13 protein-coding genes are annotated in these 14,681 nt (G+C 68.8%); 8 read left to right on the forward strand and 5 right to left on the reverse strand.

Features of this window, described 5'->3' with window-relative positions; all coding sequences use genetic code 11:
• Positions 1–144: 144 nt before the first annotated feature.
• Both ACZ499_RS23670 and ACZ499_RS23675 read left to right on the forward strand, forming a co-directional pair.
• A complete protein-coding gene (locus ACZ499_RS23670) occupies positions 145–1,521 on the forward strand; it encodes an AAA family ATPase (RefSeq protein ID WP_468677681.1) in 1,377 nt (458 codons plus the stop codon).
• Between the two features lie 32 nt (positions 1,522–1,553).
• Positions 1,554–2,297: an HNH endonuclease family protein gene (locus ACZ499_RS23675; RefSeq protein WP_468677682.1), complete on the forward strand. Its 744-nt coding sequence runs from the start codon at positions 1,554–1,556 to the stop codon at positions 2,295–2,297.
• Positions 2,298–2,494: 197 nt separating this feature from the next.
• On the opposite strand, the gene ACZ499_RS23680 is transcribed toward ACZ499_RS23675, so the two are convergent.
• Together ACZ499_RS23680 and ychF are read right to left on the reverse strand one after the other, a co-directional pair.
• Complete coding sequence (locus ACZ499_RS23680) at positions 2,495–4,114, reverse strand: endonuclease NucS domain-containing protein (protein WP_468677683.1); 1,620 nt, start codon at positions 4,112–4,114, stop codon at positions 2,495–2,497.
• A 360-nt stretch (positions 4,115–4,474) separates the two neighbouring features.
• The gene (gene ychF / locus ACZ499_RS23685) at positions 4,475–5,563 is read right to left on the reverse strand and encodes a redox-regulated ATPase YchF (RefSeq protein WP_385540376.1); all 1,089 of its coding nucleotides are present in this window, start codon (positions 5,561–5,563) and stop codon (positions 4,475–4,477) included.
• Between the two features lie 249 nt (positions 5,564–5,812).
• Here ychF and ACZ499_RS23690 point away from each other — a divergent pair, with 249 nt between their 5' ends.
• Positions 5,813–6,412, forward strand: coding sequence for a DUF6542 domain-containing protein (locus ACZ499_RS23690; RefSeq protein ID WP_468677685.1), 600 nt, complete (start codon positions 5,813–5,815; stop codon positions 6,410–6,412).
• Positions 6,413–6,468: 56 nt separating this feature from the next.
• On the opposite strand, the gene ppgK is transcribed toward ACZ499_RS23690, so the two are convergent.
• The gene (gene ppgK / locus ACZ499_RS23695) at positions 6,469–7,209 is read right to left on the reverse strand and encodes a polyphosphate--glucose phosphotransferase (RefSeq protein WP_466974031.1); all 741 of its coding nucleotides are present in this window, start codon (positions 7,207–7,209) and stop codon (positions 6,469–6,471) included.
• 98 nt (positions 7,210–7,307) lie between these two features.
• Positions 7,308–8,297, reverse strand: coding sequence for a 4-hydroxy-3-methylbut-2-enyl diphosphate reductase (locus tag ACZ499_RS23700; protein WP_385540374.1), 990 nt, complete (start codon positions 8,295–8,297; stop codon positions 7,308–7,310).
• A 72-nt stretch (positions 8,298–8,369) separates the two neighbouring features.
• Here ACZ499_RS23700 and ACZ499_RS23705 point away from each other — a divergent pair, with 72 nt between their 5' ends.
• From ACZ499_RS23705 to ACZ499_RS23720, 4 genes are all read left to right on the forward strand, one after another.
• Positions 8,370–9,755, forward strand: a complete 1,386-nt coding sequence (locus ACZ499_RS23705) for an APC family permease (protein ID WP_468677687.1) — start codon at positions 8,370–8,372, stop codon at positions 9,753–9,755.
• A 124-nt stretch (positions 9,756–9,879) separates the two neighbouring features.
• Entirely contained in the window at positions 9,880–11,094 is a 1,215-nt protein-coding gene (gene xseA, locus ACZ499_RS23710; RefSeq protein ID WP_468410699.1) for an exodeoxyribonuclease VII large subunit, read from the forward strand.
• A 10-nt stretch (positions 11,095–11,104) separates the two neighbouring features.
• Positions 11,105–11,401 (forward strand): exodeoxyribonuclease VII small subunit, encoded by a 297-nt coding sequence (locus ACZ499_RS23715; RefSeq protein WP_468677689.1) that lies wholly within the window; start codon positions 11,105–11,107, stop codon positions 11,399–11,401.
• Between the two features lie 794 nt (positions 11,402–12,195).
• On the forward strand, positions 12,196–12,786 hold the full coding sequence (locus ACZ499_RS23720; RefSeq protein WP_468677690.1) for a malonic semialdehyde reductase: 591 nt from the start codon (positions 12,196–12,198) through the stop codon (positions 12,784–12,786).
• Between the two features lie 94 nt (positions 12,787–12,880).
• Here ACZ499_RS23720 and ACZ499_RS23725 read toward each other — a convergent pair whose 3' ends face one another.
• Entirely contained in the window at positions 12,881–13,414 is a 534-nt protein-coding gene (locus ACZ499_RS23725) for a DUF4245 domain-containing protein (RefSeq protein ID WP_468677692.1), read from the reverse strand.
• A gap of 124 nt (positions 13,415–13,538) precedes the next feature.
• On the opposite strand from ACZ499_RS23725, the gene glpX reads away from it, so the two are divergent.
• Entirely contained in the window at positions 13,539–14,570 is a 1,032-nt protein-coding gene (glpX, locus tag ACZ499_RS23730) for a class II fructose-bisphosphatase (protein WP_385826489.1), read from the forward strand.
• The last annotated feature ends 111 nt before the right edge of the window (positions 14,571–14,681 follow it).

A 14,681-nucleotide genomic window follows, 5' to 3' on the forward strand; every position in this document is an offset into this window, starting at 1 on the left:
CTCGCCCTGCCAGAGGGCTGGGCGCGTCTCGGCGAGGAGCTGTCCGAAGCATCGGAGCCGAGGCAGATGGCAGTGTCAGCAGCTCATGAGAGGCTGACACTGCCATCCCCACAGGGGGAATAGAGGATCGGTAAGGAGGGCTGTGTGTACGTTACAGAGTTCGGCCTCTCCAGTGTCCGGGGTTTCCATGGGGCCCGTGCTGTTGACACACTCGCCCTGCCCCAGCCCGCCGATGGAGGCAGTTGGACTGTAGTCGCGGGACGCAACGGCTCCGGAAAGTCCACGTTCCTGCGCGCCTTGGCCCTTGCGCTCGCCGGCCCGCGGGTCGCTCGTACCCTCACCCAGAATTTCAGCGGCTGGATCACTACTGGTGAGACAGCCGCCTGGTGTCAGGCTGCTGTCTCACCTGACTACGCAGTCGACCAGCTCACCGGCCGAGGCCGCGGACCGGACGGCCGCATGATGCTCGGTCTGGACTGGACACTACCGAACGCCGACGACCTCCAGCACAACACCTTCGGCGGCGCCGCACAGCCCTCGCTTTCCCCATACGACGGCGTCAAGTACGGGTCTCCGTCAGCCGAGCGCGGCCCCTGGTCTGACAATCCGCAAGGCTGGTTCTGTGCCGCATACGGCCCCTTTCGACGCCTGATGGGGGGCAGCGGGGAGGCCCAACGGCTCATGCTCTCGCCGGGACCCGCAGGACGGATGGCCTCGCTCTTCCACGAGGACGCCTCGCTCGCCGAGGGCGTCAGCTGGCTCAAGGAGCTGCGGCTGCGGAGTCTGGAGGGCAGCGAGGAGGCCACGCAGCTCCTGGATACTGTTAAGGAGCTGCTCTCCGACGGCCTGCTGCCCAACAAGTATCGGGCACTGCGGGTCTCGTCCGAAGGACTGTGGGTGGCACCGGCCGACGCCCCAGACCGGGCCTATCCCCTAAGGGAGATGAGCGACGGTTTCCGAACCGTCGTGGCCCTGGTTCTCGACATAGTCCGACAGCTCCAGACCGCTTACGGGACCCTCGACTCCGGGACCAACAGCACCGGCCGTCCAATCGTGCGGATGCCAGGAGTGGTCATCATCGACGAGGTGGACGCCCATCTGCACGTCACCTGGCAACGGGCGATCGGCGACTGGCTGAAGTGTCACTTTCCACGGATCCAGTTCATCGTGACCAGCCATAGCCCCTACATCTGTCAGGCCGCTGATCCAGGTGGACTGATTCGGCTGCCAGGACCTGAGGAACAACGGGCACCTGAGGTCGTAGCACCAGACCTGTACCAGCGGATCGTGTACGGCAGCGGCGAAGATGCCGTGCTCTCCGAGCTCTTTGGCCTAGAGACCCCGTACTCCGAGCGCGCAGACAACCTACGAAAACGGCTCGTGCATCTCGAAGAGAAGGTCTTCGACGAGGAAGCGAATGCCGACGAAGTCGCGGAGTACAAGGACCTGGCGGCCAAGCTGTCGAGTTCCCGCACCGCACGGGTCTATGAGATGGCGGCGCACCTCGCAGGTGACGAATGATCCCCGTCCAGCGCCTGCCTGCCACTGACGCGATGACCAAGCTCTGCGACTTTCGCACAAAGAAGATCCAAGACGCAGGAGCCACAAGCAATGCAGCCGATGAGCAGTGGAAGGATGCGCGAGCTGCCCGAAGACACATTAAAGGTCTGCTGGAGCAGATGGCCCCCGGCCGTATCCGTTGCATGTACTGCCTGGATAACCAGGGAACCGACATCGACCACTTCGAGCCGAAGGCTCGTACCCCGCTTCGGACCTTTTGCTGGGACAACCATCTGCTGGCCTGCTCTCACTGCAACAGCAACGAGAAACGCCACCTCTTTCCCTGTGACCCCGAAACGGGCGCTTGCCTGCTCATCGACCCAACTGTGGACGACCCTGCGGATCATCTGAAGCTACTGCCGAGGACGGGCGAGCTGAAATGCCGCACGCCTAAGGGTAGGCACAGCATCGAGGTCTTTGGGCTAAACCGCGACGAGCTACGGAAGGGCCGCGCGGACGCCTGCGAGATGTTCATCTCCGGACTCATCCGATGGCATGACCAGGTGCAGCTTGGAAGGATCGACGCCGCCACACGCACAGCCGTACGTCTGTACCGGGCAGACTTCCCAGAGGTTCTCCGCACTCTGGAAAGCCTGGCGGGCACGCCTCTCGCGTCGGTTTTGGAGGACAGACACTTCCCTGAGGCGCTCTCCGCCTGGGCCGCTAGCCCGGATCATCGGGGGTGGATCCCTTCGATGCGCACAGGTCTCGGTGTCCCGCTTCCAACACACCGCTGAACTCTCTGCCGCAGGCATTCGAAGCACTGGGACACGCTGGCGTGTGCCAACCAGTGAATCACCACTTCGGTGCGCCCCGCCTGCGGCGGTCGAGCGCCGCAGGCGGACAGGCACCGTGTCGCTGATGAACGGCAGGAACGTCGACAGCAGCGCCCGCCGGGGAGGAAGGCTAGTCGCTGACTCGTTTTCCGGCGGAGCTAAACAACATGGAAGAAGGCGCGATACTCCCTGGCCACCAGCTCTACCTCACGGGAATGCTCGTCGAGGTACTGCGTGACGGAGACAATCTCTCCGTTCGCCGCTATGCCCGCACACGCCTGTGCGTATGCGGACGGGTTCGCGAGTGAGGAGTAGGCGCGAGCGCCCTGCTCGTGTCGCACCCATATACGACGCTCATCGACTGCAGATGTCTCTGCTTGGCCTGGGCCGATCTTCTCCAAGAGCACGTATTGAAGCCCGAGAAGTTCCAGCAGCTCTTGGTCACGCTCCCACATGGCCCCGCCGTACATGTTGCTCATCAGGAACAGAGAGTCCCGATAGACGAGCTGCACCGCCTCAGGGAGGGACATGCCCCGACCGTTCCAGCACAAGGCGCCCCGCACTGAGCTGTGCTGCCCCTCATCGGATACGGCTTCCCCCATGACCATGGGCAGGAACTCCTCCAATCTGCTTGGCCATCCATGGATGATCGCTTGCAGGAGATTGCAGGGATTGTAGATGTGCAGGCCAATGTCCCCGTATCCGACCTTCTCACTCGTCTCATCAAGCCAACCGGCAACAAGCGACTCCCACACCGGGTTGCCGGCCAAACTCTGTCGGATCTCTCTCCGGAACCCTTGCCAGCGGCTTGCTACCCGCGGGCTCGCCGACCCCGTGTAGAGGACCTGACTGTCACCTCGATCATCCCCGGAGAGAAACCGAAATAGGTCTCGGTCTTCAAAAGCCGCTGTGTCATCGAAAGCTCCAGTGCCTCGGAAGCCTTGAATGGCCCAGTTGGGATCCTCAGCAAGGTTGGTCAGCAACCCCGGCCGAGCTCCTTCCATGTTCATGCCCCGTATCTCGCTGCGCGCTAGGCGGTTACAGATCGCACAGAGGGCCAGATACTCGGCGGGATGCTCGGCGGCGAACGGTTCTGGACCGTCATAACCGCTCAGAAGGTCCACCGATGCGCGTGCCTCATCGACGCGACCTACCGCCAGGTAGAGGCCGAACGGGGCAGGGATCCATTGCTTCTGCGCCACGCGGTCGAAGTCCGCCGCCAGTAGATCCAGTGCTCCGAGATCGGCGGCAACCTTGCTGATGAGATTCCAGCCGTGCAACCGCTGTTCCTCTGTTTTGAAGAAGAACAGGTTGTGAATGGGGGTGATGCGAGGCTCGAAGGCTCGCGGCAGCAGTTGTACCCGCTCGGCAGCGATGGGATGACCACCATCATCCAGGAGGAGCCGGTAGCCACGAAGGTCATGGCTCCAGTCTCGCGCTGCGTTGCTGACGGCCGTCAGCAACTCCTCCCAGTCATCTGGCATTGCCACGATCACAGCTCGGATACGGTCAGGGGCGAGGTTCTTCTCCCGACAGAGAAGCTCGGCGTACTTGTTCACTTCATGCAGGGCCTGCCGCGCGCTGGACCGCGACCGCTTCAGCTCGACGACCACCCACATCTGGTGACGGTCTCGAGCCAAGATATCGATGCTGCCCTTGGTGCCGTGAGCATTGGGCAGGGGGTACTCCTTGAGTTGAACCGGCCGGAGGCCCGGCTCGATCAACTCCAAGTTACGTACGAGCGCTTCACGCAGCTCGTGTTCAAGTGGCGGCCGCATGATCGAAGGCTAAACCGTAGGGCTGACAACAGCCCTACGGTTGTGGACGATTGGCGAGACACTTGCTCGCGGCATCAGGTCTTCCAGTGAAGGGACCTAACCTGTCACCGCGCTCGCCAGCGATGGAAGCTCCCGGCGGCTGATGTTCCATCTCGCCTTGACTCAGCACTCAAGCCGCACGAGACGCTCTGGGACCGTAAGCGAGCTGACATGCATCGCATCATCGAGAAGTACGGCGCTCAGCCGTCAATCTGGCACAGCTAGGGCCAATGCGGAGACGACAGGGGTCGAGCTCAAGAGAGAGCTCGACCCCTACTCTGCACGTCAAACGAAGCGCATCAACGTTCAGTAATCGCTTGATTACACATTGAAGCGGAACTCCACCACATCCCCGTCCTGCATCACATACTCCTTGCCCTCCATCCGCGCCTTCCCCTTCGCGCGGGCCTCGGCGACCGAACCCGTTTCGATCAGGTCGTGGAAGGAGATGACCTCCGCCTTGATGAAGCCCTTCTGGAAGTCGGTGTGGATGACACCGGCCGCCTCGGGGGCCGTGGCGCCCTTCTTGATGGTCCAGGCGCGGGCTTCCTTGGGGCCGGCCGTCAGGTACGTCTGGAGGCCGAGGGTGTTGAAGCCGACGCGGGCGAGCGTGGCCAGGCCGGGCTCCTCGGCGCCGACGGACTGGAGGAGCTCAAGGGCGTCCGCCTCGTCGAGCTCGGCGAGGTCCTGCTCCAGCTTGGCGTTGAGGAAGATCGCCTCGCCCGGGGCCACCAGCGCGCGCTGCTCGGCCTTGAAGGCGTCGTCGGTGAGCTCGTCCTCGTCGACGTTGAAGACGTAGAGGAACGGCTTCGTCGTCAGCAGGTGCAGGTCATGCAGGAGCTCCGACTTCTCCGTGCCCTGGACGATGCCCTGCGAGAACAGCGTGTCGCCCCTCTCCAGGATCTCCTTGGCCGCCTCGACCGCCGCCACCTTGGGGGCGACGTCCTTCTTGATCCGGGACTCCTTCTGGAGGCGCGGCAGGACCTTCTCGATCGTCTGGAGGTCGGCGAGGATCAGCTCGGTGTTGATCGTCTCGATGTCGTCCTTCGGAGACACCTTGCCGTCGACGTGGACGACGTTCTCGTCCTTGAAGGCGCGGATGACCTGGCAGATCGCATCCGACTCGCGGATGTTGGCCAGGAACTTGTTGCCCAGGCCCTCGCCCTCGCTGGCGCCGCGCACGATGCCGGCGATGTCGACGAAGTCGACCGTGGCGGGGAGCACGCGCTGCGAGCTGAAGACCTCGGCGAGCTTGTGGAGGCGGGCGTCAGGGACGCCGACGACGCCGACGTTCGGCTCGATGGTGGCGAACGGGTAGTTGGCCGCCAGCACGTCGTTCTTGGTCAGGGCGTTGAACAGGGTCGACTTGCCGACATTCGGCAGACCGACGATTCCGATCGTGAGCGACACGTTGGCGACTTCCCGGTACGAGGGTGATGGTCCGTCCGCCCCCGGGCCGGGGGCCGACGCCCCCGCGGATGGGGGCCGACTCACCAGTTTACGGGCGTGTCGTCTCGGCGGCGACGGCCCTCACCGGGGCGGGCTCCCGCCCCCTCATACCGCCTCCAGGGGCGGTTTCGCGTCGAACGCAACGCCAAGCTCACCCAAAGGGCGTGTCCCACGGGTGGTTCCTCCCCTGTTGCGACCTACGTTGGTGCGGTGGAGCAATACAGGACGCGCACCCCGCAGCCCGGACAGCGAGCACGCACGGCCGACGGCCCGGCCGGACGCGCGCCCGGCCGTACCTCCGGGCGGGCGCCACTCGGGCCGGAGGCCGCCGTCGGCGAGGCGGCCGCCGTGTACCGGGTGGCGGCCCGGCCCGCCTCTCCGTTCGTACTGGCCCTGCGCCGGCTTCCCCAGCCCCGGCTCACGGGGCTCGGCGGCGGGCTGTTCGCGGCGGCCGTCATGTTCCTGTTCGGCTGCCTGGACTGGCTGATCTTCGACGGCTCGCCCGCCGTGTACGGCGTGCTGTTCCTGCCGGTGAGCGCCGTCACCGCGCTCTGGGTGCGCCCCGCCGACCTGGTGAGCGCGCCCATCAGCGTCCCGATCGCCTTCGCGTTCGGCATCGTGCCCATCGCGGGCGGCTCCGGCGGCCTCGGCGGCCAGGCCATGGCCGTGGTCACCGCCCTGGCCCTGCACGCCGGCTGGCTGTACGGCGGCACGCTGGTGGCGGGCCTGATCGCGAGCGTACGGAAGCTGCGGCTGATGGGGCGGCGCAGGGCCCGGCCCGCCGGGCCGGGGCCCGGGCCCCGGCGGTAGCCGGAACCCGGCGCCGCAGCCCGGCATCGTCCCCCGATGGCGGGGGGGGGCCGCCGCTACCGGCGGCCCGCCGTCATCGCCGCCCCCACGATCCCCGCGTTGTTCTGGAGCTCCGCCGGGACCATCTCCGCCCGGATCCCCTCGATCAGCGGCAGGAACTTGTCGGCCTTGCGGCTCACGCCGCCGCCGATGATGAAGAGCTCCGGCGAGAACAGCATCTCGACGTGGGCCAGGTACTTCTGGACGCGGTGGGCCCAGTGGGACCAGGTCAGGTCCTCGTCCTCCTTGGCCTTGGTCGAGGCGCGCTTCTCCGCGTCGTGACCGTGCAGCTCCAGATGGCCGAGCTCCGTGTTGGGCACCAGGCGGCCGTCGAGGAAAAGGGCGCTGCCGATGCCCGTACCGAACGTCAGCAGGATCACGGTGCCCTTGCGGCCCCGGCCCGCGCCGAAGCTCATCTCGGCCACGCCCGCCGCGTCCGCGTCGTTCATCACCGTCACCGGCAGGCCGCCCAGGCGGTCGGCGAGCAGCCGCGCCCCGTCCACGCCTATCCAGGCCTTGTCGACGTTGGCCGCCGTGCGGATCGTGTTGCCCGTGACGACACCCGGGAAGGTGATGCCGACCGGGCCCGACCAGCCGAACTGGCCGACCACCTCCGCGACGCCGTCCGCCACCGCCTCGGGCGTCGCTGGGTGCGGGGTCAGGACCTTGTACCGCTCCTGGGTCAGGTCGCCGCGCTCCAGGTCCACGGGAGCACCCTTGATCCCGGACCCGCCGATGTCCACTCCGAACACGTTCATGGACACCACGTTACGGGCGGGCACTGACAGTCACCCAGCAAGCGCCCGTGACCAGGCGTTCCTCGCTGCCTTCCGGCTGCTGCGAGCCGCTGCCCGGCTTACTTTCCGGACAGCTCCGCCGCCTCCGCGCGCAGATCGCGGCGGAGCTCCTTCGGCAGCGAGAACGTGATCGACTCCTCCGCCGCCTTGACGAGCTCGACGTCCTCGAAGCCGCGCTGGGCGAGCCACTCCAGTACGCCCTCGACCAGGACCTCGGGAACGGACGCGCCGGACGTCAGGCCGACCGTGCTGACGCCTTCCAGCCACGCCTCGTCGATCTCGTCGGCGAAGTCCACCAGGTGGGCGTCGCGCGCGCCCGCACCGAGGGCGACCTCGACCAGGCGGACCGAGTTCGAGGAGTTCTTGGATCCGACGACGATGACCAGGTCCGCGTCCGCGCCCATCCGCTTCACCGCGATCTGGCGGTTCTGCGTCGCGTAACAGATGTCGTCGCTCGGCGGGGAGACCAGCAGCGGGAACTTCTGCTTGAGCGCGTCCACCGTCTCCATGGTCTCGTCGACCGAGAGCGTCGTCTGGGAGAGCCAGACGACCTTCGAGTCGTCGCGGACCTCGACGTTCGCCACGTCCTCGGGGCCGTCGACCAGCGTGATGTGGTCGGGGGCCTCGCCGGAGGTGCCGATGACCTCTTCGTGGCCCTCGTGGCCGATCAGGAGGATGTCGTAGTCCTCGCCTGCGAACCGGACGGCCTCCTTGTGCACCTTGGTGACCAGGGGGCAGGTCGCGTCGATGGTGGCGAGCTTCCGCTCGGCCGCCTCCTCGTGCACCGTCGGCGCCACGCCGTGCGCCGAGAACATGACGATCGAGCCCTCGGGGACCTCCGCCGTCTCGTCGACGAAGATCGCGCCCTTCTTCTCCAGGGTCTGCACGACGTACTTGTTGTGGACGATCTCGTGCCGGACGTAGATCGGTGACCCGTACTGCTCCAGGGCCTTCTCGACGGCGATCACGGCGCGGTCCACACCCGCGCAGTAGCCACGGGGTGCTGCGAGCAGGACACGGCGGGCAGGCGTTGCAGTCATGCGCTCCATGGTACGGCCGGGGTCCGACACCCCTGCGCTGCCCGGCGGGCCAAAGATCGTCCGGCCGACGAGACTGGCCGCATGAGTGCGCGGCGCGAAGAGAGCGGGGCGAGCGCGGAGAGCGGGCGGCGGGTGCCTCGGGACGGCGGGCTGCGGCGCAGCCTCGGGTTCCGTGACCTTGTCGTGTACGGGCTGCTGTTCATCGCCCCGATGGCGCCCGTCGGCATCTTCGGCACGCTCGACGCGAAGTCGCGCGGCGCCGTGGCCCTGGTCTACGTCGTGTCGACCGTCGCCATGGCGTTCACCGCATTCAGCTACGCCCAGATGGTGCGCGTCGCCCCGCAGGCGGGCTCGGTCTTCGCCTACGCGCGCGCAGGGCTCGGCGAGGGGGCCGGGTTCATCGCGGGCTGGATGGCGATGCTCGACTATCTGCTGATCCCGGCCGTCGCGTACCTCTTCTCCGGGATCGCGATGCACTCGCTGGTCCCGGAGGTGTCCCGGTGGGTGTGGACCGCGCTGGCCGTGGTGGTCACCACCGCGCTCAACCTCTGGGGCGTACGGGCGGCGGCGCGGGTCGGGTTCGCGGTGCTCGCCATGGAGATCGTCGTCCTGCTGGTGTTCGTGGTCGCGGCGGTCGTCGTGCTCGTACGGGACGGGGCGCAGCGCGACTGGCTGTCGCCGCTCGCCGGGGACGCCGGGTTCTCGCTCGCGGCGGTGCTCAGTGCGGTGTCGGTGGCGGTGCTCTCTTATCTGGGCTTCGACGCGATCGCCTCCTTCGCGGAGGAGGTGACGGGGGGCTCGGAGCAGGTCGCGCGCGCGGTGCTCTTCTGTCTGGCGCTGGCGGGCGTGCTGTTCGTGGCGCAGACGTATCTGGCGGCGCTGCTCGCGCCGACCTCGTCGGCCGCGCTCGCGGCCGAGCCGGTCAAGCAGGGCTCGGCCTTCTACGACATGGTCGAGGCCTCTGTGGGCACCTGGCTGCACGATCTGGTGGCGGCGAGCAAGGCGATCGGGGCTGCGTTCGCGGCGCTGGCCGGACAGGCAGCGGCGGGACGCCTTGTCTTCGCGATGGCGCGCGAGCGGCGGCTGCCGAAGGTCCTGTCGCGCACGGACTCGGGCGCACCACGCGCGGCGCTGCTGGTGGCGGCCGTGGTGACGCTGGTGGCGGCGGTCTGGGCGGCCCGGCGCGACGACGGCATGGACCACCTGGTCTCGGTGGTCGACATGGGCGCGCTGACGGCGTTCCTGCTGCTGCACGCGTCGGTGATCGGCTGGTACGCGGTACAGCGCCGCGAGGGCGAGCCCAACTGGCTGACGCATGTGGTGCTTCCGCTGCTCGGCGCGGCGGTGATCGTGGCGGTGATGTGGGAGGCCACCCGCACGGCGCAGGTGGTCGGGCTCGTCTGGCTGGTGCTGGGGGTGGGGGTGCTGATGGTGCAGGGGGCGGAGAGGTTCGGGCGGGTGGGGTAGCCGGGCGCGGCTGTGGCGCCCCGTGGGCGGGGTGCTGCCCGGCCTTGTCGTCCGGCCGTCCGTCACAGGCCGCGGCGGCGGCGCGTTCGGGGCCGGTGTCAGTGGGGGCCGTTAGCCTGCGTACATGGGTCTGAATACGAGTGCTCAGGCGCCGCTGCCGGTCGGTGAGGTGTCGCGGCTCATCGGCGGCTGGATCGACCGGCTGGGGGCGGTGTGGGTCGAGGGGCAGATCACCCAGCTCTCGCGGCGGCCGGGCGCGGGGGTGGTGTTCCTGACGCTGCGTGACCCGTCGCACGACATCTCGGTGTCGGTCACCTGCTACCGGCAGGTGTTCGACGCGGTGGCGGACGTCGTCGCCGAGGGCGCCCGGGTCGTGGTGCACGCGAAGCCGGAGTGGTACGCGCCGCGCGGCCAGCTGTCGCTGCGGGCCGCGGAGATACGGCCCGTGGGCATCGGTGAACTGCTCGCCCGGCTTGAGCAGTTGAAGAAGTCGCTCGCGGCGGAGGGGCTGTTCGCGCTCGACCGCAAGCGGCCGCTGCCGTTCCTGCCGCAGCTCGTCGGGCTGGTCGTCGGCCGCGCCTCGGCGGCCGAGCGGGACGTACTGGAGAACGCGCGGCGGCGCTGGCCCGCGGTGCGGTTCGAGGTGCGCAACGTGGCGGTGCAGGGGGTGCACGCGGTGCCGCAGGTCGTCCAGGCGGTGAAGGAGCTGGACGGCCTTGCGGAGGTCGACGTGATCATCGTGGCGCGGGGCGGGGGGAGCGTGGAGGATCTGCTGCCGTTCTCCGACGAGCAGCTGGTGCGGACGGTGGCCGGGTGCCGTACGCCGGTCGTCTCGGCGATCGGGCATGAGCCGGACTCGCCGCTGCTCGACCTGGTCGCGGATCTGCGGGCGTCGACACCGACGGACGCGGCGAAGAAGGTCGTCCCCGACGTCGGGGAGGAGCTGGACCGGGTCAGGATGCTGCGGGACCGGGCGCGACGCCATGTCGTCGGCCTCGTCGACCGGGAGGAGCGGGGGCTGGCAGGGATGCTCGGCCGCCCCTGGATGGAGCGGCCGCACCGGATGGTGGACGACCGGGCGGACGAGGTGGACGCGCTGGTGGACCGCTCGCGCCGGGTCCTCGGCCACCTCCTCGACCGGGCCGACTCCGAGCTGGCGCACACCCGCGCGCGCGTGGTCGCGCTGTCGCCCGCGGCGACGCTGGAACGGGGGTACGCGGTGCTCCAGCGGGCGGACGGGGCGGTGGTGCGGGCGCCGGGGGAGGTCGCCGGGGGCGAGGAGTTGCGGGCCAGGGTGGCCGAGGGGGAGTTCACGGTTGTCGTCGGGACGGATGCGTAGGGTGACGGGTATGGCAGCGAAGGTTGGGACGGGTGGGGGCGACGAGGGTGCGGCGTCGGATGCGGGCGCGTCCGCGTCGGGCTCGGACGCGTCGGGCTCCGGTGCATCGGCGTCGTCCGAGTCGCTCGGGTACGAGCAGGCTCGGGACGAGTTGATCGACGTCGTACGGCGGCTGGAGGCCGGGGGCACGACCCTGGAGGAGTCGCTGGCGCTGTGGGAACGGGGGGAGGCGCTGGCGAAGGTGTGCCGGCGGTGGCTGGAGGGGGCTCGGGCGCGGTTGGATGCGGCGCTGGAGGACGAGGGGTGACGTTTGCCCCTCCCCGCCCCTTCCCCTGAACCCTCCGGGGGTGGGTTGAGAGGTGAGGGGTTCTCCTGGGGGCTTCGCCCCCAGACCCCCAGCGGGGGCTCCGCCCCCTGCACCCCTTTCGGGGCTCCGCCCCGGACCCCCTGGAAGGGGGGAGACTGGGTGGGTTCCCGAGGACTTCGCCCTCCGGCCCCCCAGCGGGGCTGCGGCCCCTGCACCCCCTCGGGGCTCCGCCCCGGACCCCTCTGGGATGGTGGGTGGGTTTCCAAGGGCCTCGCCCTCGGCCCCCCGGCGGGGCTGCGCCCCTGCACCGCCTCGGGGCTCCGCCCCGGACCCCGGCCGGCCCTGCACCCCGCTGCGGGGCCCGTTCGTCTGCGGGCTGTCCTTGGCCGGTCGCGCAGTTCCCCACGCCCCTGAATCGCCCCTTCGGGGCGCCCAGGGGATGCCGCGCAGTGGCATTGAAGGGGCGCGGGGCTGTGACATCGTGCGGCTCCGCCGCGATGGGGCCCCTGTTCGAGCGGAGCCGAGAACTCGGGGGAGCGATCAGCCCCCACCGGGCCGCAGGCGACGAACCCGGCCGCCCGCCCAGGGCTTTCTGGAAAGGGCGCGGCGGCTTCCCACCGGTCCGCCCGCCGGGGGCTTCGCCCGCGCTCACCCCGTGGCTGGAAATCGCCCATCCTGTGAGGCCAGTCACCCAGCCGCCCGTTTAGTTGAAACTTAACCTAACTCCGTCGTACAGTGTGGTCACCGCTTGATTCCCCCGCAAGCGGAATCCCCGTAAGTCCGGAAGGTACGTAATGTCTCTCGCCCTTGACTCCGCCGCCCAGGACCTCCTCTTCCGTGAGGCCCGTACTGCCAACACGTTCACCGACGAGCCGGTGACCGAGGAGCAGGTGCAGGCGATCTACGACCTGGTCAAGTTCGGGCCGACCGCCTTCAACCAGACGCCGCTGCGGATCGTGCTGGTGCGTTCGGCCGAGGCGCGTGAGCGGCTGCTGGGGCACATGGCCGAGGGCAACCGGGCGAAGACCGCCACCGCCCCGCTGGTCGCCATCCTCGCCGCCGACAACGAGTTCCACGAGGAGCTGCCGACGCTGTTCCCGGCCTGGCCGCAGGTCAAGGACGCGTTCTTCAGCGAGCGTCCGGTCCGCGAGAACGCCGCCGGTCTGAACGCCGCGCTCCAGGCCGCCTACTTCATCGTCGGCGTCCGCGCCGCCGGGCTCGCCGCCGGCCCGATGACCGGCTTCGACGGCGCCGGGCTCCAGAAGGAGTTCCTGGACGGCGACCACACCCCGCTGATGGTCGTCAACATCGGCAAGCCGGGCGAGGACGCGTCGTACCCGCGCAGCCCGCGCCTGTCGTACGACGAGGTCGTCACCACCGTCTGAGCCGGCCCCGGCCCAGAACGCGGAAGGGCCGCCGCACCCCGGGGGGGTGCGGCGGCCCTTTGCCGTACGACATCAGAGGGCCGTCAGACGGTCGTCACGTCTTCTTCAGCTCCAGCGCCGCCGCCATCCGCTCCAGCTGGGCGAAGCCCGCCGTTCCCGTGACCACGGTCGTGGAGCCCTTGTCCTCGCGGACGAGCGCGTCGTACTTGGGGCCCTCCCAGCGGCGCCAGGTCGCGCCCGCGATCCGCTGGGTGCGGTCGGTCTTCGCCGCCTGCTTGGCGACGGACCGCACGAACTTGTCCCGGTCGGGCGCCGAGGACTGCTCGATCGCCACGTACTCCTTCGCCGGGTCCAGGAAGCCCAGGTGCCAGGCGTTGTCGGCCTGGCCGTCGTACGTGACCGAGGTCGCCTTCCACTTGTCCTGGTCCGGGAGCCCGACCGGCGCCGCCACCGGGTACGGCGCGGCGCGCCGGACCGTCAGGAGCTCGACGCGGTAGTCGACCGCCTTGACCGGGTCCTTCTTGCCGTCGTGCGGGATGAACATGTACATCACAGCCACGGCGATGCCGATCACCGCCAACGACTGCAGCATGTTCCGCACACTCTGCTTGCCACGTGTTCCTGCCACGCACCCATGGTCTCAGGTCATGTCGGTGCTCATACGTGGCCCCCTCTGCTCATTTTGTCGACGTAACGATAGAGTCCAAGCACCCTCTTTTCCCGGCCGTCGCCGTACAGAAAGGTGCGCTCCGATGACCGAGCACAACCTGCCGCCCCAACTCGAGGTCTCGCCCGAGGCTCCCGATCGCAACCTCGCCCTGGAACTGGTCCGGGTCACCGAGGCCGCCGCCATGGCAGCGGGCCGCTGGGTCGGACGCGGTGACAAGATCGGCGCGGACGGCGCCGCGGTCAACGCCATGCGCACCCTCGTCTCCACCGTCTCCATGAACGGCGTCGTCGTCATCGGAGAGGGGGAGAAGGACGAAGCTCCCATGCTCTACAACGGTGAGCGCATCGGTGACGGCACCGGCCCCGAGGTCGACATCGCCGTCGACCCCATCGACGGCACCACCCTGAACGCCAAGGGCATGCCCAACGCCATCGCGGTCCTCGCCGCGGCCGACCGCGGGACGATGTTCGACCCGTCCGCCGTGTTCTACATGGACAAGCTCGTCACCGGGCCCGAGGCCGCCGACTTCGTCGACATCAACGCACCCGTGTCGGTGAACATCCGGCGTGTCGCGAAGGCCAAGAACTCCTCGCCCGAGGACGTCACGGTCGTCATCCTCGACCGGCCGCGTCACGAAGGCATCGTCAAGGAGATCCGGGAGACCGGCGCCCGCATCAAGTTCATCTCCGACGGCGATGTGGCCGGATCCATCATGGCCGTACGTGAAGGCACCGGTGTGGATCTGCTGATGGGCATCGGCGGCACGCCCGAAGGCATCATCTCCGCCTGCGCCATCAAGTGCCTCGGCGGCACCATCCAGGGCAAGCTCTGGCCCAAGGACGACGCCGAGCGCCGGCGCGCGCTGGACGCGGGCCACGACCTGGACCGGGTGCTGTCCACCGGCGACCTCGTCTCCGGCGACAACGTCTTCTTCGTCGCCACCGGCATCACCGACGGCGAACTCCTGCGCGGCGTCCGCTACCGCGGCGAGACCGCCACCACCCAGTCGCTGGTCATGCGGTCGAAGTCGGGCACGATCCGGCAGATCGACTCCACGCACCGGCTGTCCAAGCTTCGCGCGTACAGCCAGATCGACTTCGACCGCGCGAAGTAGCGGTCCCGGCCGCGGGGGGGGGGGGGGGGGGGGGGGGGGGGGGGGGGGGGGGGGGGGGGGGGGGTGGGGCGGGACGAGCATGCGGGGGGCGGGGGGGAGGGGTCTAGCGAC

Source organism: Streptomyces sp. NPDC031265 (assembly GCF_055570295.1).

What these genes read in the sequence shown, in the direction of transcription:
- ACZ499_RS23675 (WP_468677682.1), top strand. Translation starts at nt 1,554, where the DNA reads ATGACCAAGCTCTGCGACTTTCGCACAAAGAAGATCCAAGACGCAGGA.
- ACZ499_RS23680 (WP_468677683.1), bottom strand. Translation starts at nt 4,114, where the DNA reads ATGCGGCCGCCACTTGAACACGAGCTGCGTGAAGCGCTCGTACGTAAC.
- ppgK (WP_466974031.1), bottom strand. Translation starts at nt 7,209, where the DNA reads ATGAACGTGTTCGGAGTGGACATCGGCGGGTCCGGGATCAAGGGTGCT.
- ACZ499_RS23700 (WP_385540374.1), bottom strand. Translation starts at nt 8,297, where the DNA reads ATGGAGCGCATGACTGCAACGCCTGCCCGCCGTGTCCTGCTCGCAGCA.
- ACZ499_RS23705 (WP_468677687.1), top strand. Translation starts at nt 8,370, where the DNA reads ATGAGTGCGCGGCGCGAAGAGAGCGGGGCGAGCGCGGAGAGCGGGCGG.
- xseA (WP_468410699.1), top strand. Translation starts at nt 9,880, where the DNA reads ATGGGTCTGAATACGAGTGCTCAGGCGCCGCTGCCGGTCGGTGAGGTG.
- ACZ499_RS23715 (WP_468677689.1), top strand. Translation starts at nt 11,105, where the DNA reads ATGGCAGCGAAGGTTGGGACGGGTGGGGGCGACGAGGGTGCGGCGTCG.
- ACZ499_RS23720 (WP_468677690.1), top strand. Translation starts at nt 12,196, where the DNA reads ATGTCTCTCGCCCTTGACTCCGCCGCCCAGGACCTCCTCTTCCGTGAG.
- glpX (WP_385826489.1), top strand. Translation starts at nt 13,539, where the DNA reads ATGACCGAGCACAACCTGCCGCCCCAACTCGAGGTCTCGCCCGAGGCT.